The following is a 20615-nucleotide window of genomic DNA, read 5'->3' on the forward strand; positions in this document are numbered from 1 at the left end:
TCACGGTGCTGATCCTGGCTTCGCCAACGCGCTGGTTTTCTGATATTTGTCGCTCAAGCGATTTTGCGGCGCAGCAAATTCAAGCTGCGCCGCATTGTTGCTTGCGTGTCGTCACTGGCTGCCTGTAACTGCGCAAAAGCAGCAAACGGCGCGCAATTTGTCGCCACAGGGAGTTCATCATGGACGCATCGTCCAACACGGGTGCAGCGCACCAAGCCGGCCGTGGCCGGATCTATGACTCGATCGTCGAGGCTTTTGGCGACACGCCGATCGTGCGACTGCGCCGGCTGCCGGGCATGCATGGCGTCAACGCGACTATTTTGGCAAAACTTGAATATTTCAATCCGGCAGCGAGCGTGAAGGATCGCATCGGTGCGGCCATGATCATCGCCATGGAGAAGGCCGGCATCATCAAGCCGGACACCGTGCTGATCGAGCCGACCTCCGGCAATACCGGCATCGCGCTCGCCTTCGTCGCCGCCTCGCGCGGCTACCGGCTGAAGCTGGTGATGCCGGAATCGATGTCGATCGAGCGGCGGAAGATGCTGGCTTTCCTCGGCGCCGAACTGGTGCTGACGCCGGCCGCCCAAGGCATGAAGGGCGCGATCGCTACGGCTGAGGAGCTCCTGAAGACCACGCCGAACTCGGTGATGCCGCAGCAGTTCAAGAACCTCGCCAATCCCGAGGTGCATCGTCGCACCACCGCAGAGGAGATCTGGAACGACACCGGCGGCAACATCGACTTCTTCGTCGCCGGCGTCGGGACCGGCGGCACCATCACCGGTGTCGGCCAGGTGCTAAAGCCGCGCAAACCGTCGTTACGGGTGGTGGCGGTCGAGCCGGAGGAGAGCCCGGTGCTTTCCGGCGGCCAGCACACGCCGCACAAGATCCAGGGCATCGGCGCCGGCTTCGTCCCCGATATCCTTGACCGTGCCGTGATCGACGAGATCGTGAAGATCAACTCGACGACCGCGATCGAGACCGGGCGGGCGCTGGCACGGCATGAGGGCATTCCCGGCGGGATCTCCTCGGGTGCCGCGATCGCGGCTGCCCTCCAAATCGGCAAGCGGCCGGAAGCTGCGGGAAAAACCATCCTGGCGGTGGTGCCGTCCTTCTCCGAGCGCTATCTTTCGACGGCTTTGTTTGAGGGAATCTAGCAGATGGCGGATCTACCACCGAGGCGGCCGCGGACATTGGGCGACGCGCGCACCGAAGCCGAGGCGGCGTTCAAGAAGGTGACCGCCAAGGTCGCCGAAGCGCCGCCGAAGCAGAACGTCGCGCCGGGGATCAAGGAGCAGGTCAGCTTGCGGATCGACCAGGACGTGCTGGAGCATTTCCAGGCGGGCGGTCCTGGCTGGCAGGACCGAATCAACGACGCCCTGCGCAAGGCGGCGGGGAAGTAGGCTTTCACTGCCGGACCGGGTGGTCGTTCGAACCGATGCGCTCGGCTGCGAGTTTTAGACGGAATCCTCGCAGCTAGCTCAGAGGACCTGCGACAAGAACTGCTGCGTGCGCTCATCCTTGGCCGCCGTAAACAGTGTTTCCGGCGGCCCGTGCTCGACAATGACACCGCGGTCGGTGAAGTAGACGTGATCGGCGACTTCGCGCGCGAAGTTCATTTCATGGGTGACGAGGAGGCATGTCATTCCGTCCTCGGCGAGCTCCCGGATCGTGACCAGGACCTCCTTGACCGTCTCCGGATCGAGGGCGGCCGTAACTTCGTCGAACAGCATGATGTCAGGCCGCATCGCCAGCGAACGGGCAATGGCCACGCGCTGCTGCTGTCCGCCGGAGAGTTCACCGGGATAGCTGTCCTCCTTTCCTGCGAGCCGCACCTTTGCGAGCAGCGCTCGGGCGCGCACTTCGACCTCGGCGCGTTTCTGGCCGAGAACATGGATCGGCGCCATCATCACGTTCTGGAGCGCGGTCTTGTGCGGGAACAGGTTGTATTGCTGGAATACCATCCCGACCTTGCGGCGCAGCGCCAGCTTGTCGAGCCTGGGATCGGAAACCTCGATGCCTTCGATTTGAATGCTGCCGGATGAGATCGGCTGTAGAGCATTGATGCAGCGGATCAGTGTGGACTTCCCTGATCCCGACGGGCCGATGATACAGATCACCTCGCCCTTCCGGACCGACAGGCTGATGCCTTTCAGAACTTCGAGAGCACCGAATGATTTTCTGACGTCAGCGCATTGAACGATGGGCTGATCCGGGGTCCAGCTCGTGGCCATGCTCTGCTCCCTCAGCGTATGCGGAACCGGCGCTCGAGGCGAGCCGTCCAGAGGTTGATCGGATAGCAGTAGAGAAAGAAACACAGCAGGGCGAAGCCGTAGAGCGGCGCGAACAGTTCTGGCCTGCCGCCTTCGGCGGCATGCACCTGCGCCGTCAGCGTGAGCATTTCCGAGACGCCCACGATCGATGCGAGCACCGTCGCCATGGCGACAAGAGCATAAATGTTCATCCAGGGCGGCAGCATTCGCTTAATGCACTGCGGCAGTATGATCAGCCACATCATCTGGCGCCGCGTGAATGACAGCGATTCAGCCGCCTCCCATTGCGTCGACGGAACGGAGCGCACGGCTCCGCGTACGACCTCGGCGACGTTCGCCATGACAGGCAAGGCGAAGCCCACGGTCGCCTTGATCCAGTCCGGCAACGGGATGGTCGTCTTGAAGATAGTGATCTGGAAGGGCACCAGAAACATGACGAAGAACAACAACACCAGCCATGGCGCGTTGCGAAAAAATTGGGTCACGAGCCAGCTGATACTCGCGAGCAACCGGAACTGCGACAACAGGGCCAGACCCAGACCGAGACCGGCGACCGTGCCCAGCAGCATGGCCAGCAGGGAGATCAGGATATTGAAAGCGAACCCTCGCAGCAGGAGCGGTGACCACTTCACGATGACCTGAAACGGGGACAGCATCGTCGGTCCGGTCTGCCCCCAGGCCGCGGACGCAACCATGACGCCGCAGAAGCAGAGGGCTGCGGCGGACAGCGGGCCGATCCGGACCGGCGTCCGGACAGCTGCGTGACGATACGGCAGAAGGACGGGAAAGCGGTCCGCGGGCTCCACGGTTTTCATCGCCCGTACCCCGGAATGCGCATCGCCCGCTCCCAGCGATGCATCAGCCAGACGAGGACCCCTACAAGGATGCCATAGGTCGCAAGCAATACGACCATCATCTCGAGAACGTTTTGCGATTCCGACCAGATCTGTTTGACCGCGTACAACGTTTCGGGAACTGCGATTGCGTATGCGAGCGTCGTCGTCTTGAGCAGATTCACGAGGTTGTTGTTCAATGCAGGAAGGCATACGCGAACGGCCAGCGGAAGAACAATATGAACGTAGGCCTTGAGACGCGTGTATCCCAGCGCCTCGGCGGCTTCCACGGTTGTCCTCGGCACGGCCTCGATGCCGGAGCGGAAGATCTCCACGTTGAAAGCGGCCGCAAACAGGGACAACGAAATGATCGCCCACTGGACGTTGCTCAGTAGTGGAACGCGCATGCCCGCCGCTTCCACCGCCGGGAGCATGGTGCCAAGGCCAAAATAGAAGAAAAAGATCTGCACCAATGGTGGTGTGTTGCGGAACACCACGACGAAAGCATTGACGGCGAGCCGCAACAATCGCGACGGACTACCCTGCATCAAGGCACCTGCCGCGCCGATGATCAGGCTCAGCACGATGGTCGTGACGCTCAGAAACAGCGTCATCTTGAGTCCGCCGAGATAACGGTCCCAGTCGTACGCATCGTAGAATATTGAAAAGTTCAGCCCCGTCGATTCATAGAGCTGCTGAAACCAGTTGCCGATTGCCTGCATTTTACGCGACACCGAATTGTTGAGGCAATCACCTCGGATCAGTGCATTGGCTTGAGCAGTTCATAGCGCAAGACGGATCCGGCGCTCCGCTTCACGCGTCTATTTGTCCTTGTATTGCTCGTGCATGAGCAACGAATATTCGGTCGGCGTGATGCCCCACTTCTTTTCTGCCGCCACAATGAAGCCGGTCTTCATCCAGTCCTTGGTCGCATCTTCGAGCAGCTTCTGAAGACTGGCGTTATCGAGCGCGACAGCGATCATCCATGGCGAAGGCAGAACACCTTTCAGGGGAAGGGCATAGTCCTCCTTCCACTCATCCTCGAGCAGCTTGCCTTGCAGGAAGGTCTGATCGTAGACATAGCCGATGCAGTTGCCCTGCTTCATGGCAAACAGAGGCTTCTCCGAACCGTCAAACGCAACAATTTCGGGGCCGTAGGATTTGGCAACGTCCTTGTTGTACCAGGCGCCCGATGTTGCACATACGGGTTTTCCCTTGAGATCGGCCCAGTCTTTGATGCCCGCCTTCTTGTTGAGAAGGATGTTCACATAGTCTGAATAATACAGGGGTTCGATGGCCTGAACGACACGGCGGCGTTCCGGCCTGTCCGACATGGTCGCAATCAGCAGATCAATCTTTCCCTGCTGAAGAAACTCGATTCTATTCGAGGCCCCGACTGGAATGAGCTCGAGCTTGACGCCGAGGCGCTTGGCAATATCGGCGGCGAGATCTGGCTCGATACCGACCACATTTCCGGAGGGATCGCGGTATCCAAAAGGTTTGTAATCTGCCTTGACGCCGACGTTCAACGTGCCGCGCTGCTTGATGGCATCGACGCCGTCGGCCGCTTGAGCGCTGCCGAGCATCAGCAGCACCGTTGCACCTGTCATCATGGAACGGAGCACATTTCTCATCGGATGACACCTCCAAGGATTGAAATCACGACGCGCCGGACGCGCACTCTATTCGCAGTACAAGGTTCGTGCCAGACGTCACAAAAAACGGGACACGGAGAATGGAGTAAGGTCGATCGAGCTTCGACCTTCGGCCGTCATCTGGGCCACGACGTTTCCGATGCCCGCTGAGTGCTTGAAGCCGTGACCGGAGCACGCCGAGACGACAAAGACTCTGTCCTGGTCGGGGTGTCGGTCGATGATGAAGCCCCGATCGGGTGTTACCGTGTAGAGGCAGGCGGCGGCCTGCGCGACGCGGGGCGTAGCGCCCGCGAGCCGCCCCTCGACGTGCTCCCGGTACATCTTGGCCGACTCCGCCGGATCGACCGTGCGGTCGATGGTATCGGCCGTCGTGCTGGTTTCGTACTGCTCGGTCGCTACCTTGAGGCGACGATCGCCCGGCAGGGGCGGGAAGCCGTAGAGGTAATCGACATCCGCCGCGCCATGCATCCAGATGAACACCGGGGCGTTTGCACGATATGCGCTTGTGTCCTCGAGCTCGTACCAATGGAGCACCTGACGCTTCACCGAGAGCAAACGGTCAAATGGCGCGCCGAGTAGATGAGCATTCCAGCCGCCTGCCGACACGACCAGCTGGTCCGCTACGAAGCTGCCTGAGGACGTCTCCACACGAACGACAGGGCCCGTCTGCGCGATCGAGAGGACTTCGACCCCCGTGCGGATCACGGCTCCGAGCTGCTCCGCGCGCGTCAATTGCGCCTTGATGCAACGTTCCGGAAAAACGTAACCCCCGCCGGGCTCGTAATAGGCCTTCTCGTTGCCCTCAAGGTTCAAGAATTGCGGGAACCGATAAGCCACCTCTCGTCCGTCGATCACTTCATGTGCGATGCCGAAATCACGAGCCGCACCAATCGAACGTGCCACGAAATCCGGCTTGCCGTGGTGCGATGTCTCGCCAACGCCGGGCGCCATGACGACGAGGCCACATGGATTCAGGAGCTGGTCAGACGTCTCGGCTTCGAGCTCGCGCCAGATCCGGTGCGTATCCAGCACCAGCGGCACGTAATCGCGGCCTTCACCGACGGCCTGACGGGTGATGCGGGTTTCGCCGTGGCTGGATCCCATCATGTGGGGAGGGGCAAAGCGATCCAGGCCGACCGCCTTGACCCCTCGCTTGGCCAGTTGATAGAGGGCCGCGCTGCCCATGGCGCCGAGGCCGATCACCAGAATATCCGCTCGCTCGTGCATGACTTGAAGCTGCTCAATTATTAGGATGATGCAGAGCTTGCCGGCTTAATCGGCTCTTCGACAAGAATAATTCATATAATTAAGAGAATTTGCATACCGACGTGACTTTTGCTTAAGTTGCTGCATGGCGTCACCCATTCCAGACCTGCGAAGCTTGCAGATTGTCGCTGCGGTCGCGGACTCCGGCAGCATGCTCGAAGCGTCCCGCCAATTCGGGATGACGCAATCCGCGGTATCTCAGGCGGTGCGGCGTGCGGAAGCCTCGGTCGGCGTCGCATTTTTTAATCGTACTCGCAGGCCGCTCACGCCGACCCGGGCGGGGCGCATCCTCGCAAGCCGAGTTCTCGATCTGAACCGCGACTTTGATGCGCTTCTCAGCGCGCTCCGGGTCGCGGCGGAACAGTCTGAACGTGTTGATCTGAGGCTCGGTCTCGTCGACTCCTATGCCGCCACGGTCGGCGCGCACCTCGTTAAAGAGCTCATGACGGGCGAGATCGCGCTGAGTCTGTCCGTATGGTCGGGCCTTGCTCACTCGCATGCCGAGGCGCTGATGAATCGCAAGATCGACGCCGCGATCACATGCGATGCGATGGATGACCTGTATGATGTCGAGCGCTTCCCATTCTATCGCGAGCCAAATCTGCTGGTGGTGCCGCGCGGCATGGAGGCCGAATTTGCCGGCCTTGATCTGCGGGAGATCCTCGCGCGACATCGCCTGGTCCGGTACAGCGAGCGTTCCTATGCAGGTGCTCAGGTCGAGCGTCATCTGAGCCGTCTGGGAATTCGCCCGCCGCGGGCCTTTGAGTTTGACACCTCGGACAGTCTTGTCGCGATGGTCGCGACCGGGATGGGCGTCGCGATCACCACGCCTCTGTGTCTGTTGCAGGGGCTCGCTCACGCTGGTCAGGTCAGCGCTCTCCCTCTGCCAGGCCCTGGGTTTTTTCGTGAGCTGCTTCTGGTGACGCGCCGTGGAGATCTCTCATCGCTGGCGCCGCGCATCGCCGAGATGGCTCGGTCGAGCATTACGACCCAGGCGATGCCGCGTATCCGGACGCTCGTGCCCTGGTTCACCCAGGATTACTAGCCAGCAAAAAGCCCGGCTCGAGCCGGGCTTTCGTATGTCGTGACTGGCCTTGCGCCTCAGCGGCGGAACATGCCGCCCATCATCCCGCCGACGACGCCGCCCATGAAGGCCGCACCGGGGTCACCGCCGCTACGATGGCCACCGCCACCGCCGCCGCTGGAAGGTGCGGCGGCACGGCGGGGAGCCCGCTTGTCGGAGCCGTCATCACTGGCGCTCGGCGAGGTCGAGGCGACGATCTCGGAGAGCAGGGCCTTGTGCTGGAGCTTGTTGAGGTAGCCCGTCGACGGATAACCGCGGGCGGCTTGCCAGCGCTTGAGCACGCTCCGGGTCTCGTCGGTGAACGCCCCGGTCACCTTGGTGTCGAAGCCGAGCCCGTTGAGGCGGCGCTGCACGTCGCGGCGCTGAACCTTGTCGAGTCCGATTTGGTCCTCGGAGAGCTGGCTCGCGTCATCGGTAAAGGTCGCGGGATCGACGCCGGCATTGAGGTTGCGGGTCGTGGTCGACGGACCGTTCTGGATCGCGGCAAGACGGGCCAAGGCAAGCGCCTTGAACTGGCCGTTCGGGTAGGAGGAGAGGTAGGCGTTGAGCTCTTCCGGCTTGTTCGTCTCCTTCACGGAGCGCCAATATTCGAGCTCGACACCGTCGGAGCTACTGGCGGCGGCCGCCGCCGGCGCGCTGCTGGACGCCGCCGCCGTTGGGGCTGCGTTGGCGACCTGGGTCGTGGGGGCCTGGTTGAGATAAACCGCGCCGATCAAATTGGTGTGGCCCCAGGGAAGCTGACCCTTGTGGGTCTCCTCGTTGACCTGGGCACGCACCGACGTCATCGCCTGCTGGATCTCGACGCCGGGCTTGGTGATGTTGTCGATCAGCGCGCGGGTGAACGGGCTGTTGTTGCCCTCCTGGCCGTCGAGCGCAGTCTGGCCCGGGCCGGTGGCGAACGCGATCAGCGTGCCTTCGCCTGACTTCATCTCGGCAAGACCGCTCTGCACGTTGACGCTGCGGGTGGCCGAGTTCGACTTGATCTTGGCGGCAAAGGGATTGTCGCGGCAGGCGTCTAGGAAGACGAGCTTGACCTTGGCGTCGCCCATGGTCTGGTCGAGCGTCAGGTCGATGTTGATGGCGGCCCCTAACTTGACGTCCATCTCTGACTTGATGTCGGCATCGACCGGCAGGAGGTAATTGGACCCGCCGACCGCGATGCCGTGACCGGCGTAGTAGAACACCGCGACATCCGAGCCCTGCGCCTTTCGGCCGAAGTCCAGGAGCTTCTCGGTCATCTGGTCACGGGTGAGATTGGATCCTTCGATCACCTCGAAACCGACATTGCGCAGCGTGGATGCCATCGCCTTGGCGTCGATCGGCGGGTTCGGCAATTGCGCGACGTTCTTGTAGGCGCCATTGCCGACGACGAAGGCGACGCGGCGGTCAGCCTTTGCAGCGCTGACCGAGAGCGCCATGCACATCAGCGAAACGAGGATGGTGAGAGCGCGCATCTGAAATCCCCAACAGAATCGAATAATCGGCAGCAACAAATTGGCAGCGAACTTACACGAGAACGCCCGGCTTCGCGCCAGCAAAACGACAGTTCACCCAACCCATTGCCTTGCGGCCGAGTGTGCACGATGGAATGCCCCTCCAACGTGATCCAAATCACGCTCGACCACTTTGATTTGTCGCCCGAGGCGGCGCGCGGTTCACTGCGCGCGGGCGGGCACCGGGGCGGCCGGTTTCAAGTTCAGGAGATTGCCGCACAGGATGAGGGCCGCGCCGAGCACGGTCCAGGCGTCGAGCCGCTCGGAATAGAGCAGCCAGCCGGCGGTGGCGGTCAGGGGAACCCGCAGGAAGTCCATGGGAACGACGATGGTCGCATCCGCATAGCGCATCGCGCTGGCGAGGCAGTAGTGCGAGAAAGTGCCGCAGACGGCAATGACGCCCATCCATGCCCAAACATAGGCAGACGGCCAGGTCCAGACGAACAACGTCGGTACGAAGCCAGTGACCGATTGCACCCCGATCATCCAGAACAGGATCGACAGCGCGCTCTCGGTGCGGGTCAGCGATTTCATCAGCGCCATGGACACGCCAAACCCCATGGCAGCGCCGAGCGCGATGAGCTGACCCTGATTGATCTCGCCGGTGGCGGGCCGGACGATGACGATCACACCGACAAGGCCGAGCACGATGGCGGCGATCTTCCACGGCGTCATGCGCTCGGACAGGAAGCTGGCCGCCAGGATCGCGGTCCAGATCGGCATGGTGAACTCGATCGCCACCACCTGGCCGATCGGGATCAGCGTCAGCGCGAAGAACCAGCCGAGCTGGGCGACGTAGTGCACCAGATTGCGCCCGATGTGCTGCGGCAGGCGCGACGTTCTGAGCACCTTGAACCCGCCGGCGCGGTAGATGATCGGCGAGAGCAGCACGAAGCCGGCCAGCGAACGCACCTCCATGATCTGGAAGACGTTCAGCTCGCGCGTGGTCTCGCGCCCGGCGACCGCCATGATCAACATCAGCGACAGCCAGCCGGCCATCCAGAATGCAGCCATCGTTTTAGACGGTGTCGTGCTCATCGATGCGGGGTGCGGGAGAGTTGAATCCTGAGGGGAGGCCGGTATCGGCGACATCACCGCGGTTTGCAACGGCCAAATCTGCGGATGCAGCGTTGCAGGTTGGCGTGCTAAGGCTTGATCGAACAACGAGAAAAAACGGGAGATCTCCATGCGCATCTTGCAGCCGGCCGAATGGTCGAAGCCGCGCGGTTTTTCACATGGTGTGGTGTTGGATGGACCGGGCCGTTGGGTGGTGCTGGCCGGGCAGACTGGCGGCGACGAGACGGGCAATTACGCGCCCGACATGGCGGCCCAGGTCGCGACTGCGCTGAAGCGGATCATCAAGCTTCTCGCAGAGGCCGGCGCCGGCCCGGAGCACATCGTGCGCCTGACCTGGTACCTGACCAGCCGCAGCGAATATGAGGCCGCAGGCCCGGGCATTGGTGCCGCCTGGAAGGAGACGCTCGGGCGCAATTTCCCGCCCTCGACGCTGCTCTATATCGGCGGCCTCGTGGACGACCGCGCCAAGGTCGAGATCGAGGTCACCGCGTTCGTTCCGAGCGCATAAAAAAATCGATCCGGCGAGGTCGCCGGATCGATTGTCGTGTGACCGTACTGTCGTCTTATTTCGAAAGCGAGATGTTGGCGCCGCGGAACTGGCTGTCCGCGCGGATCGTGACGGACTGCTTGTTGCCGCTGGTCTTCAGGCCGATGTTGGCGTTGAAGCCGGCGGTCGAAGCAACCAATTCGTAGTTTCCGCCAGCGCCGCGGCCCTGCAAGGAGCCGCTGATGTTGCGGCTGGCTTCGGTCCAGTTGCCGGTGACGGCGCTGCCCTCAGCCCTGACGTTGGCACCGAGGTTGAACTTGTAGGCGTCGCTGGCGCAGGTCAGCGACATCTCCATGCTCGGACCGACCGGGGCGTATTTGGCTCGGCAGCGGATCCGCTCGGTCGAGCCGTCGTCCAGGGTGACGGTTCCGCCGCCGCTCCAGCTGCCCGCCAAGGGCGCGAACGGACCGGATTGGGCCTTGCTTTCAGAGTTGGCGACCGCTGCCACAAACAAAACGGCGACCGCCATGAGCAGCCGCCGGTTCAAGGCACTGACGCCGAATTGCTTATTGGCGCGATGCTTCCCACCGCCCGCTGCACGGTATGCCTGCAGATGCTCCATTCCACTTCCCCGATCCGGCGTTGCCGCTGAGTTGACCGTTGGCATATGCACCATTGATCGAAACTTTCACAAGTCCCTCACGACCGATGGTGCCGGAAACGTTAGCGCCGGGAGCGGTGATCTTGCCGTCGGCAACCGTCAGCAAGGAGCTCGCGCTCGGCTCGCAGGTGCCGCTCTTGGTGACGATGGTGACCTGCCAGTTGCCGTCATAGGGGGTCTGGGCGAAGGCGGGGGCAGTGATGAAAACTGAGGCGGCACAGAACGCCGCAATGCGATTCAAACGCATGAATTCCGTCCTTGAATATGTCTGAGATGATGACGCTTTATTCAGGGGAAATGTGACGGAAATTTGTTGCGATGCCAAATCGAAAATTGTTCCTGTAGAAACAATGGTTTATTTGCATTTCCGGCAGGAATTTTCAAAGCAGAATCAATGCGACTTCACGTTAAGGGTTAACGGCGGGGAGAGACTCAGGAGAGGCTCGGAGCCGAGGTCGCAAACTGCTCGTCCTGGGCCTTGGACGGCAGCGCCTTGTGGACCTTGGCATAATCGATCACATCGGCCAGCAATTTGAGGCCGAGCGGAGCCAGCGCACGCTCCCAAAGCTCCCGCGCGGTTTCGCCCTTCTTGACGAAGCACCACTCCTGGGCGGCGATGGAGCCGGCATCCATGCGGTCGGCCAGATGATAGATCGTGCCGCCTGCGATCGGATCGCCTTCCTTGATGGTCCATTCCACGGCGGCCTTGCCGCGATGGCGGGGCAGTAGCGAGGGATGGTAGCCGATCCCGCCGAGCCTGGCGGCGGCGAGCGCGTCCTTGCCAATCCTGGCGTGGCTGTGCGCCGTGATGATCAAGTCGGTGTCGGGGGCGATCTCGGAGGCCACCACCAGCTTCGGATTGGCCTGTACCGCCACCTCGATGCCGGCGGCCTTGGCGGTCGCGGCTAGGCGATCCTCGGCGTCAGCCACCACGACCCGCACGATCGAGACGCCGTGCTCCCGGAGCATGTTCAGGGTGGTCACGCCGAAATGGCGGGAGCCGACGAGGGTAATGCGCATGGGTGTCTGATCCGTCTCGCAAATGCGTCATTCCCCGATAACACGTCCGGCCGTCCTGTCACCACCCGTGCGGCGTTTGCGCCGGTTATCAACAACGCGCGGTGCGCAGGGCGCGAGGAGCTTCGCGATTGCGCAGCCGCCCAATCCAGTGCTTCCATAGGTGAATTCCACCAACTCGGAGCGAGCGAATGCGAAGCCTGTGGCCGATCCTCGTTGCCGGATTGATCGTGACGGCCCCCGCGCATGCTGGCGGGCCGCCGTACCCGGCGGTGCCGTCCGAGATCGGGGTGGCGCCGTTCATCGGCCCGACCTGGGACGCTTATCGTTGCGCCCAAGGGCCAGTCTATAATTTCTACTACGGCGCCTATTACGGCGAGGAGCCGCCGGCGCTTTATCGCGGCTACGCCTACAGGCCGTACTACCGCTACGGCGCCTATCGCAGGCTGCCGCGGACGTATTTTTGCGTGACGGACTAGCGTTGCCGCAGGGCACCACCAACGACAAATCGTCGGCGATGCCGGTTCCTGTGTTTCATTTTTAACAGAGGAAGCCGCGGTTTGCCGCTAGAACGTGCACACACCGGGGCTGGCTAAATTTCATTCCGGATCCATTTTCGAACCCGGCTTTGGCCGCTGGCCTACTCGCCAGCGGCTTTTTCATGCCGCGCGTCGTGAAATCATCTGATGGTAAGACGTTCTCAACCTGGCTGTCGTATCGACGAATCCGTCGCGGATTAGTATTGCGTACCGCGACACCAAAAATGTCCCGCCGGCGCGGGCTTTTTGCCGGGACAGATTTCATGCCGAGTGCGATTGAGCAGATCGTCGACACCTATGTGCGACTGAAGAACCGCCGTGGCCTCGACGAGCTGATGATGCACAGGCAGCGGCTCGCGATCGATCTCAAGAGTAAATCCGGCTTTGATTTCAGTCGGCCGATCGGACAGATCGACGAGGAGATCGCGATTATCGAGGCAGGACTCAGCCGACTGAAGGCGGATGCTGCCGATTTCGGTGCGACGCGGTTCCGCTGAAGCGGTCAGTCGCGCTTGCCGCCGTCGATGACGGTGAACAGCGGCCGCGCTGGGGTCGGTTCGACCAGCAATTCCTCCACCAGCGCCGTTGCCGCATCGACATATTTGCGGGTCGGCTTGTCGAGCGCGCGCTTGGCTTCGTCCTCGAGCGCGATCTTGGCGGCCTTGACCAGCTTGCGCATCCGTGTGGCGTGATCGTCGCCGGCCGTCAGTGTCGCGCGCGCCAGCGAGCGCAGCACGAACAGCTCGCCCTCGAGGCGGAGCAGGCGGTCGTTCAGCCTGGTCAGAACGGCATTGAGGTCGGGCATCTCTGGCGCTTGCTGCGAAGGATCCCTTCCGGTCTAGCCGCGATCGGTGAACGGAGTGCAAATGCCGATGGCGCAATTGGGCCGATCTGCCGCGCTGCGCGGCGGGCCGCGATGCCGCCGATGTGACCGGTCGTGACGCCGCGGTTGCGTGGGCACCGCGTGGTTCCCGCACCACATGACCGGTTGGGTGGACATTTGGAGCCCATGCGATGCGGTCTGTCCTGGTTTTGATCCTTTTGATGTCGGCGTGCGCCCCGGCCCTAGCGGCTCCGGCCCGTCACGCCCACCCCAGGCGGCCCGTCGTGGCCCGACCGGCCGAGGACGCGCCCGTGCCGCCCGGATGGTACAAGTTTCCCGGCTACCCGCCGATCCCGCCGTCGGAGAACAGGAATCTCGACCCGTCCAATTTCGGCGGCGCCTGACCTACGCTGCAGTTCGGGCGAGATAATCGCGCGCGAAGGCGAGATACCAGTCGAGGCAGGCGGGATTGGCCATCGCCTCCTTGTTGATGACTTTCTCCACGGGCTGGCCGAGCAAGAGCTTCTTGATCGGCAGCTCCTGCTTCTTGCCGGACAGCGTGCGCGGGATCTCGGTGACGGCAAAGATCTCGTTCGGCAGGAAACGGCGGGAGAGACCGGCTTCGATCGCCTTGTTGATCTTTGCGCGCATCGCGCCGTCGAAGGCTGCGCCATCGCGCAGCACCACGAACAGCGGCATGTAGCTGTCACGGCCGAGATATTCGAGATCGACGACGAGGGAATCGAGCACCTCCGGCAATGCTTCGATCGCGGAATAGAGCTCGCTCGTGCCCATGCGCAGCCCATGCCGGTTGATGGTGGCATCGCTGCGGCCATAGATCACGCAGGAGCCGTCCGGATTGACCTTGAGCCAGTCGCCGTGACGCCACACCGGCCCGCGGCCGCTGCCGTCGAAATTGTCGGGGTAGGTCTCGAAATAGCTGGAGCGATAGCGCACATCGCCCTTGTCGTTCCAGAAATAGAGCGGCATCGACGGCATCGGCTCGGTGCAGACGAGCTCACCGACCTCGTCGATGACGGCGCGGCCCTGCTCGCTGAAGGCTTCGACGGCGGCGCCGAGCAGGCGGCACTGCATCGCGCCCGGCGTCTGCGGCAATTCGCGGTTGCCGCCGATGAAGGCGCCGGCGAAATCGGTGCCGCCGGAGATATTCGCCCACCAGATGTCGGCCTGCGGCTTGCTGCCGTTGGTTTTCGAGAGCGCCGCGAAGCGGTCGTTGAACCAGGCTTGCGTGTCGGCGCTGAGCGGCGAGCCGGTCGAGCCGAGACATCGCAGCCGCGCAAGATCGCCGGCAGTTGCGAGGTCCACCTCGGCCTTGGCGCAGTTCGCGAAGAATGCGGCGCCCGCGCCGAAGAAGGTTGATCTCGAGCCGGCGACGAAGCGCCACGACGTGGTCCAGTCCGGCTTGTCCTTTGTGCCGCCGGGGCTGCCGTCGAAGATACAGCAGGTGGTGCCGCTGAGCAGGCCGCCGACCTGCGAATTCCACATGATCCAGCCCGTCGAGCTGTACCAGTGATAGCGCTCGCCGAACGAGTTTGGGTGGTAGGAACAGCCGATGTCGTTGTGCAGGCCCAGCAGCGCCAGCACCACGATGACGATGCCGCCATGGCCGTGAACGATCGGCTTCGGCAGACCGGTGGTGCCGCTGGAATAGACGATCCAGAGCGGATGGTCGAACGGCAGCCAGGCCGGCTTGAAGGCGTCGATCGCCGCACCTGTCCTGGCGACGATATCGGCGAGCAAGGCATCGGTGGCAGCGGGTGCGCCAGCGTCGCTGTGCAGGATGACGTGCTCGACCGTCGGCAGTGATCGCCGGAGCTCGGCCACGACGTCGCTGCGGTCATGCCGCCGGCCGGCATAGGTGACGGCATCGCAGGCGATCAGCACTCTTGGCTCGATCTGCTTGAAACGGTCGATCACGGCGGGCGCAGCCATGTCGGGCGCGCAGACACTCCAGACCGCGCCGATGCTGGCAGCCGCCAGAAACGCGATGATGGTCTCGGGGATGTTGGGCAGATAGGCTGCGACGCGGTCGCCGGGCTTGACGCCCTTGTCTTTCAGATGGAGCGCGAGCGCAGCCGCCCTGCGCCGCAGCTCCGGCCAGCTCGTTTCCGTCAGTTTGCCGTCCTCGCCGCCGCTGACGATCGCGGGGAGGCCGGCGGCATCGGCCGCCTCGACATGTCGGAACACCTGGCGGGCGTAGTTGATCTGTGCGCCGGGAAACCACACCGCGCCAGGCATCTTGCGTTCGGTGATCACGGCCGCAAACGGTGTCGGCGATTGCAGATCATAATAGTCCCAGATGCTGCGCCAGAACCCGTCGAGATCGCGCACCGACCATTGCCGCATGTCCTCGTAGTTCGCGAAGGTGAGGCCGCGCTGCTCGGCAAGCCATTTGCGATAGAGGGCGATCTGGGGGACGAAAGCTGCGGTCATGGCGTATCGACTTCAGTTGCGGGAAGGGGAGTTTATCCGGTGTCGCGGGGTAGCAGAAGTGGCAGTTGTCACACACAACGCTTGGCGGGGTAATGAAATCGTCAATGCAATGACGGAGCGTGAGCGACAGCGCACTTGATCGGGCCTCTGCGGCAATCGCAGCAATACAAAAAACCACCCTTCGGGGTGCCGAAGGGTGGCTGTATTGAGTCGGGTGTCTGATGCGTCGTCGAAATCAAATCCGATCGTTGATCAAGACACCCGTAAGCGTAGAGTCGCTCGCATTCGTCGTGTCGTTTGATCCCTTCGGGCTGTAGGTCGAATCGGCGAGCGAATTCTTCAGCGACTGAAGGAATTGTTCGAGCAGGTCCGTCGCCGAGTTGGCGCTTGACGAACTGTCCGTGCCGTTGACTGAAGAAGACGTGCTTGCATTCGTCGTGTCGCTTGATCCCGCCGTGCTGGAGGAGGTCGAGTCTGTGAGCGAGCTTTTCAGCGACTGAACGAATTGTTGAAGCAGGTTCACCAGCGAATTGCCGCTAGACGAACCATCCGTGCCGTCGGCCGAAGAAGGCCCGCCCGATGGCGGCGGTCCCGGCGGCGGTCCACCTGCTCCATTCGGTCCATGGGAGAACGCTGCCTTGAAAATGCCCTGCAGCTCGGTGCCTTGCTGGTCCGTGAGCTTGCCGGACGAAACCTCCTGCTGAATAAGATCATCGATCTTTGACTTGATCGTGTCGGGCGATGATCCGGTGTCGCTGGATGGATCGTTCGCACTGCTTGATTGCAAGGAGGAGTTGATGTCGCCGAGTGCGGATGACAACGCCGACTGATCGGTCGAATTGATCGCGCCGGAACTGACTTCCGCTTGCAGTTCATCTTGTAGTCGTTGCAATGGTGATGAGTGGTGGTGGGAGGAGTGCGCCGAAATCGAGGTCATGGTGGCTTCCCGTGCTTTTGTGTGGGCTCGAGGTGACGTTGCCCCAGGTTTTATCCAGTCCTGAGTTCGTTCTGGCTATTGGATTTGCCCGGTCGAGCGGTGCTAGCGGCGGGGGCTGGCGCGGAGCCTTCGATATGGCGCAGCATCAGTTGCGCGATATTGCCAATGACTTGATGGAAATATTTAGAAACAGAAATCTGGCAGACCGGCTTTATCTCCCTCAAGCTCGCGGGCTGCGGCGGTCCGACCTGTCAATGGTGGTTGCGGGCTTCTCGCGCGACATCGTGGCCTGGAGGCCTGGTCCGACGATGCGTGCCTGTGAGCATCACGGCCAGACTTGACCACCCGACACGATGCGAAAGTGCAACCGTTGCCCTCAGAGGGCCAGGCTCAGTCAGCTCGCGCCTTTCGCACGCCCGATCGTGACGAACTGCGCGCCTAGTGACTTGCCGCCTACCATCCGACCCCGGCCCAGCGCCGGCCGAACACCATCGGCTTGGTCTTCACGGCCTGCCAGCCGAAGAAATGATGCTTGCCGGACCAGCTGTGCACGACGCTGCTGCAGATGCTGCATTTGAAGCTGCCGGCATGCGGCTCGGCGTGCTCCTCCCTTGTCGCGGTGTAGTTCATGCTGCAACCGGGGCAGGTGAATTCTTCGATCGTCCAGATGCTGTTGGCCATTGCACCGCAAATGTTTTGGGACCTTGCGACAAAACGTAAGTGCGAGGCTTTGCATCGGCGTAAACCGGCCATCCGAAATCCGGTTAATTGCCGTTAGCCAAACCCCCGGCTTCGGTCGCGGCTATTGCATGATTTTCCCGATCTTGGCAGCGCCCGTCAGTCCAAATCGCGCCGCCGGTCGGTCCAAGCGCTCTCTTGATCGGACAGCTAGATTTGACCGCATGGCCCCGGTCGGGAGGGGCCCAAGTCATTGGGGGTGAAGTCATGGGGAAGAAACTGGTTTTGAGCGCAGCGTTGCTGGCGCTAACGACGCCGGCGTTTGCTGCCGATATCCTGCAGCCCGCGCCGGTGAAGGCGCCCATCGTGCCTGCGCCGATCTTCACCTGGACCGGTTTCTATATCGGCGCCCATGGCGGCGGCGCCTGGAGCAAGTGGAGCGGCATGGATCCGACCAATCCGGCGGCCGGCTGGAGTTCCGTCAACGCCAGCGGCGGCATCGTTGGTGGCCAGATCGGCGGCAACTATCAGATCAGCAATTTCGTGGTGGGCCTCGAGGGCACCGGCGCCTGGTCCGGCGTCAAGGTCAACGCCGGCGGGCCGTTTGGGGGCGGGGCAGGGTTCACGCTCACGCTGAAGAACGATTACGTCGCGACGGTTGCCGGGCGCTTCGGCGTCGCTTTCGACCGCGTGCTGCTCTACGCGAAGGGCGGCGCTGCCTTCACCCGTGACAAATACGACGCCAATAACGGCCTTGCGGGCGCGCTTGCCGGTTCGGCCAACGGCAGCTTCAATCGCACTGGCTGGCTCGCCGGTGGCGGCGTCGAATGGATGTTCATCCCGAACTGGTCGGTGAAGGCCGAGTACAATTACATGGGCTTTGCCGCCATCAACGAGCAGCCGGTGACGACGGGCAATCTGGTCGCCTCGCCGGCGAACGTGAAGCTGAACATTCAGACCGGCACGGTGGGTGTGAACTATCACTTCTAGGCCGTGCGCGGGCCGGTTTTTCCGTAACTGCTCCGTCCCGACGCGGCCGGCCCCCAAGGCCCGGCCCTGGCCCCGGTCGTCTTGACGCCGGGTCCGTTGCTGGCAATAACGCAGGGCCGCGCAAGTGCCGGAACCCGCGTCGATGCCGCAAGGAAAGCCGTGCCCGTGAAAAGTCTGCGTCAGCTCCTGACGGGCGAAGATGTCATCCAGTTCGTGATCCGGCTCGGCCTGTTGGCGCTGCTGATCATCTGGACATTCCTCATCATTCGGCCGTTCGTACCGATCCTGACCTGGAGCGCCGTGCTTGCGGTTGCGTTCTATCCGGCTTTCAACTGGGTCGCCAAAATCCTCGGTGGCCGGCCCAAGACCGCAGCTGCCATCCTCACTCTGATCACGCTCGGCATCGTCCTCGGCCCGGCGACATGGCTCGGCGTGAGTGCCGTGGACGGGGGAAGGGAGCTGGCGCACCAGCTTAGCACCGGTGACCTCGCGCTTCAGTCGGCGCCAGAGGCGATCAAGTCGTGGCCGTTGATCGGCCCGACGCTGTTTGAACTGTGGGACCAGGCCTACAACAACATCCGCGCGGTGCTGCGCGAGGTCGCGCCCTATCTCCAGCCGCTGGCGGGACCGCTGTTGTCGCTCGCGGGCGATGCCAGCCTCGGAACGCTCCAGTTTCTGGTCTCGGTGTTTGTGGCGGGTTTCCTGTTTCCGCATGGGCCCCGGCTGGTCGCGGCCGGGCGCGGCTTTCTGTTTCGCATCGTGCCCGAGCAGAGCGAGCATTTTCTCGAACTCGGCGGCGCAACGATCCGCGCCGTAGCGCAAGGCGTGATTGGCGTCGCGATCGTGCAGGCGCTGCTTGCCGGCATCGGCTTCAAGCTCGCAGCCGTACCGAGCGCCGGCCTGCTCGCCTTCATCGTGCTGTTGCTGTCGATCGTGCAGATCGGTGCGTTCCTGGTACTGCTGCCGGTGATCATCTGGATCTGGACCGCCAAGGACGTCACCACGGCGCTGCTGCTCACCGTGTTCCTTGTCGTTGTCGGCTTCCTTGACACCATGTTGAAGCCTCTCGTGATGGGACGCGGTCTCAACACGCCGACCATCGTGATCTTTGTCGGCGTGATCGGCGGCACGCTCGCCCATGGCATCGTCGGACTGTTCATCGGGCCGATCATCCTGTCGGTGGCGTGGGAGATGGCGGCGGCGTGGATCCGGACCGAGGACCGGACCGAGGCTGCGAAGCGGAATGCGGTGCCGCCAGCCGATGAGGTTCGTTAGCGCGGCAGGCCCTGAGGGGCTGCGTGACCTTTGCCGCACCTCACACGCATGTGGACAACGGTGGGCGCTGACGGTAACCGGAGCGGCCATCGAACTTGTCTAATGAAATAGACAAGTTACCATGGTCCGATTCTGTTCTCGAATTGCGACAGCAATGGCGAAGTCTTCGAAGCTGGTTGCCGCGAGGCGCGGCAAGGTTCTGTTGGTCAGGCGGCGATCGGATGGCCTGTGGATGTTCCCGGGCGGCCGCAAGCGCGCGCGCGAGTCCGACAAGGACTGCCTGCGCCGCGAGATCAGGGAGGAATTGCCGAAGCTGAAGCTCGGCAGGATCAGCCTCTGGAAGGAAGTGACCGCCAAGAACAAGCGTTCGGGCCGCAAGATGAGCGACGCGATCTTCATCGCCAAGAGCGCCAAGGGCAGGCTCTCGATCGGCGACAAGAAAGAGATCAGCCGCGCCGCCTGGCAGAAGCCGCGCGGCATCCGCCTGACCGCGACCTCGCGCTATATCCGAGATCGCCTGTTCCCGAGGAAGCCGCGACGGCGGAGCTGAGCTCCGTAGTCAGTCGGGGTGTGACAATTAGTCCGATCGCTTCCAGCTGCGTGTGTGAACCGGTTCACATGCCGTCGCCGCGCTGGCTGCTATGAAGGCCTCATTGCCATACCAATTGATTCTGTTGAAACGCCCCAGTGTCTCCGCGCACTGGGGTTTTTCACGACGGGCCTCGCCCAGTGCGGTGCCGGTCAGCCCTGCCGCCGCAGGAAGCCCGTGATCGTGACCTTCTCCCAGATGCCGGCCGCCGCGAACGGATCGGCCTGATTGAAGGCCTCGACCTCGGCGCGACCGGGGGCCTCGATCAGGAACAGGCTGCCGATCATCGTCGCGCCGTCATCGGACACCAGCGGCCCCGACATCACGATCTTGATGCCGAAGCGCGAGGTGTCGCCGAGGAAGGCCTTGTGGGCGTCGTAATTGGCAAGCCGCGTCGGCAATGCACCGGTGCGGTCGATGGCATGGATAGCAAACAGCATGATGTCTCCGTGATTATTTGGGGACGGCTGTCACCTCAGCCATC

25 protein-coding genes are annotated in these 20615 nt (G+C 62.6%); 10 read left to right on the plus strand and 15 right to left on the minus strand.

Going from position 1 to position 20615, the window contains the following annotated elements; translation table 11 throughout:
• The first annotated feature begins 179 nt into the window (after nt 1-179).
• Together cysK and ACPPVR_RS21515 are read left to right on the plus strand one after the other, a co-directional pair.
• Complete coding sequence (gene cysK / locus ACPPVR_RS21510; protein ID WP_426608591.1) at nt 180-1157, plus strand: cysteine synthase A; 978 nt, start codon at nt 180-182, stop codon at nt 1155-1157.
• Between the two features lie 3 nt (nt 1158-1160).
• Nucleotides 1161-1403 carry a BrnA antitoxin family protein gene (locus ACPPVR_RS21515; protein ID WP_426608592.1) on the plus strand — a complete coding sequence of 81 codons (243 nt, stop codon included), beginning with the start codon at nt 1161-1163 and terminating at the stop codon, nt 1401-1403.
• Between the two features lie 78 nt (nt 1404-1481).
• On the opposite strand, the gene ACPPVR_RS21520 is transcribed toward ACPPVR_RS21515, so the two are convergent.
• From ACPPVR_RS21520 to solA, 5 genes are all read right to left on the minus strand, one after another.
• Nucleotides 1482-2234: an amino acid ABC transporter ATP-binding protein gene (locus ACPPVR_RS21520; protein WP_426608593.1), complete on the minus strand. Its 753-nt coding sequence runs from the start codon at nt 2232-2234 to the stop codon at nt 1482-1484.
• An 11-nt stretch (nt 2235-2245) separates the two neighbouring features.
• Nucleotides 2246-3088, minus strand: coding sequence for an amino acid ABC transporter permease (locus ACPPVR_RS21525; protein ID WP_426608594.1), 843 nt, complete (start codon nt 3086-3088; stop codon nt 2246-2248).
• Complete coding sequence (locus tag ACPPVR_RS21530; RefSeq protein WP_426608595.1) at nt 3085-3828, minus strand: amino acid ABC transporter permease; 744 nt, start codon at nt 3826-3828, stop codon at nt 3085-3087. The genes ACPPVR_RS21525 and ACPPVR_RS21530 overlap by 4 nt, the downstream gene beginning before the upstream one ends.
• A gap of 99 nt (nt 3829-3927) precedes the next feature.
• The gene (locus tag ACPPVR_RS21535; RefSeq protein WP_426608596.1) at nt 3928-4740 is read right to left on the minus strand and encodes a transporter substrate-binding domain-containing protein; all 813 of its coding nucleotides are present in this window, start codon (nt 4738-4740) and stop codon (nt 3928-3930) included.
• A 78-nt stretch (nt 4741-4818) separates the two neighbouring features.
• Nucleotides 4819-5988 carry an N-methyl-L-tryptophan oxidase gene (gene solA / locus ACPPVR_RS21540; RefSeq protein WP_426608597.1) on the minus strand — a complete coding sequence of 390 codons (1170 nt, stop codon included), beginning with the start codon at nt 5986-5988 and terminating at the stop codon, nt 4819-4821.
• 124 nt (nt 5989-6112) lie between these two features.
• Between solA and ACPPVR_RS21545 the strand changes: the two genes are divergently transcribed.
• Entirely contained in the window at nt 6113-7072 is a 960-nt protein-coding gene (locus ACPPVR_RS21545; protein WP_426608598.1) for a LysR family transcriptional regulator, read from the plus strand.
• 56 nt (nt 7073-7128) lie between these two features.
• Here ACPPVR_RS21545 and ACPPVR_RS21550 read toward each other — a convergent pair whose 3' ends face one another.
• A complete protein-coding gene (locus ACPPVR_RS21550) occupies nt 7129-8565 on the minus strand; it encodes a caspase family protein (RefSeq protein ID WP_426608599.1) in 1437 nt (478 codons plus the stop codon).
• A 201-nt stretch (nt 8566-8766) separates the two neighbouring features.
• On the minus strand, nt 8767-9642 hold the full coding sequence (locus ACPPVR_RS21555; protein WP_426608600.1) for a DMT family transporter: 876 nt from the start codon (nt 9640-9642) through the stop codon (nt 8767-8769).
• Nucleotides 9643-9790: 148 nt separating this feature from the next.
• Here ACPPVR_RS21555 and ACPPVR_RS21560 point away from each other — a divergent pair, with 148 nt between their 5' ends.
• Nucleotides 9791-10189 carry a RidA family protein gene (locus ACPPVR_RS21560; protein ID WP_426608601.1) on the plus strand — a complete coding sequence of 133 codons (399 nt, stop codon included), beginning with the start codon at nt 9791-9793 and terminating at the stop codon, nt 10187-10189.
• Between the two features lie 55 nt (nt 10190-10244).
• Here the strand turns inward: ACPPVR_RS21560 and ACPPVR_RS21565 are convergent, their stop codons facing one another.
• The 3 genes from ACPPVR_RS21565 to ACPPVR_RS21575 form a co-directional block, all read right to left on the minus strand.
• Nucleotides 10245-10790 (minus strand): hypothetical protein, encoded by a 546-nt coding sequence (locus ACPPVR_RS21565; protein ID WP_426608602.1) that lies wholly within the window; start codon nt 10788-10790, stop codon nt 10245-10247.
• The gene (locus tag ACPPVR_RS21570) at nt 10735-11076 is read right to left on the minus strand and encodes a hypothetical protein (protein WP_426608603.1); all 342 of its coding nucleotides are present in this window, start codon (nt 11074-11076) and stop codon (nt 10735-10737) included. The genes ACPPVR_RS21565 and ACPPVR_RS21570 overlap by 56 nt, the downstream gene beginning before the upstream one ends.
• A gap of 185 nt (nt 11077-11261) precedes the next feature.
• Nucleotides 11262-11849: a formyltransferase family protein gene (locus ACPPVR_RS21575; protein WP_426608604.1), complete on the minus strand. Its 588-nt coding sequence runs from the start codon at nt 11847-11849 to the stop codon at nt 11262-11264.
• Nucleotides 11850-12037: 188 nt separating this feature from the next.
• Here ACPPVR_RS21575 and ACPPVR_RS21580 point away from each other — a divergent pair, with 188 nt between their 5' ends.
• On the plus strand, nt 12038-12325 hold the full coding sequence (locus tag ACPPVR_RS21580) for a hypothetical protein (RefSeq protein ID WP_426608605.1): 288 nt from the start codon (nt 12038-12040) through the stop codon (nt 12323-12325).
• A 323-nt stretch (nt 12326-12648) separates the two neighbouring features.
• Entirely contained in the window at nt 12649-12882 is a 234-nt protein-coding gene (locus ACPPVR_RS21585; protein ID WP_426608606.1) for a hypothetical protein, read from the plus strand.
• A 5-nt stretch (nt 12883-12887) separates the two neighbouring features.
• Here the strand turns inward: ACPPVR_RS21585 and ACPPVR_RS21590 are convergent, their stop codons facing one another.
• The 3 genes from ACPPVR_RS21590 to ACPPVR_RS21600 form a co-directional block, all read right to left on the minus strand.
• Entirely contained in the window at nt 12888-13190 is a 303-nt protein-coding gene (locus ACPPVR_RS21590; protein ID WP_426608607.1) for a hypothetical protein, read from the minus strand.
• 423 nt (nt 13191-13613) lie between these two features.
• Nucleotides 13614-15662 (minus strand): acetoacetate--CoA ligase, encoded by a 2049-nt coding sequence (locus tag ACPPVR_RS21595; protein ID WP_426608608.1) that lies wholly within the window; start codon nt 15660-15662, stop codon nt 13614-13616.
• 235 nt (nt 15663-15897) lie between these two features.
• Nucleotides 15898-16599 (minus strand): hypothetical protein, encoded by a 702-nt coding sequence (locus ACPPVR_RS21600; RefSeq protein WP_426608609.1) that lies wholly within the window; start codon nt 16597-16599, stop codon nt 15898-15900.
• Between the two features lie 134 nt (nt 16600-16733).
• Between ACPPVR_RS21600 and ACPPVR_RS21605 the strand changes: the two genes are divergently transcribed.
• Nucleotides 16734-16940, plus strand: coding sequence for a hypothetical protein (locus tag ACPPVR_RS21605; RefSeq protein ID WP_426608610.1), 207 nt, complete (start codon nt 16734-16736; stop codon nt 16938-16940).
• Nucleotides 16941-17052: 112 nt separating this feature from the next.
• On the opposite strand, the gene ACPPVR_RS21610 is transcribed toward ACPPVR_RS21605, so the two are convergent.
• Nucleotides 17053-17280 (minus strand): hypothetical protein, encoded by a 228-nt coding sequence (locus ACPPVR_RS21610; RefSeq protein WP_426608611.1) that lies wholly within the window; start codon nt 17278-17280, stop codon nt 17053-17055.
• 264 nt (nt 17281-17544) lie between these two features.
• On the opposite strand from ACPPVR_RS21610, the gene ACPPVR_RS21615 reads away from it, so the two are divergent.
• The 3 genes from ACPPVR_RS21615 to ACPPVR_RS21625 all read left to right on the plus strand — a co-directional run bounded on the left by ACPPVR_RS21615 (nt 17545) and on the right by ACPPVR_RS21625 (nt 20092).
• Nucleotides 17545-18267, plus strand: a complete 723-nt coding sequence (locus ACPPVR_RS21615; RefSeq protein ID WP_426608612.1) for an outer membrane protein — start codon at nt 17545-17547, stop codon at nt 18265-18267.
• 159 nt (nt 18268-18426) lie between these two features.
• Nucleotides 18427-19542 (plus strand): AI-2E family transporter, encoded by a 1116-nt coding sequence (locus tag ACPPVR_RS21620; RefSeq protein ID WP_426608613.1) that lies wholly within the window; start codon nt 18427-18429, stop codon nt 19540-19542.
• A gap of 154 nt (nt 19543-19696) precedes the next feature.
• The gene (locus ACPPVR_RS21625) at nt 19697-20092 is read left to right on the plus strand and encodes an NUDIX hydrolase (RefSeq protein WP_426608614.1); all 396 of its coding nucleotides are present in this window, start codon (nt 19697-19699) and stop codon (nt 20090-20092) included.
• 191 nt (nt 20093-20283) lie between these two features.
• Here ACPPVR_RS21625 and ACPPVR_RS21630 read toward each other — a convergent pair whose 3' ends face one another.
• Nucleotides 20284-20571 carry a YciI family protein gene (locus ACPPVR_RS21630; protein ID WP_426608615.1) on the minus strand — a complete coding sequence of 96 codons (288 nt, stop codon included), beginning with the start codon at nt 20569-20571 and terminating at the stop codon, nt 20284-20286.
• Between the last annotated feature and the right edge of the window lie 44 nt (nt 20572-20615).

The sequence above is a fragment of the Bradyrhizobium sp. McL0616 genome (assembly GCF_049993385.1).
GTDB lineage: Bacteria > Pseudomonadota > Alphaproteobacteria > Rhizobiales > Xanthobacteraceae > Bradyrhizobium.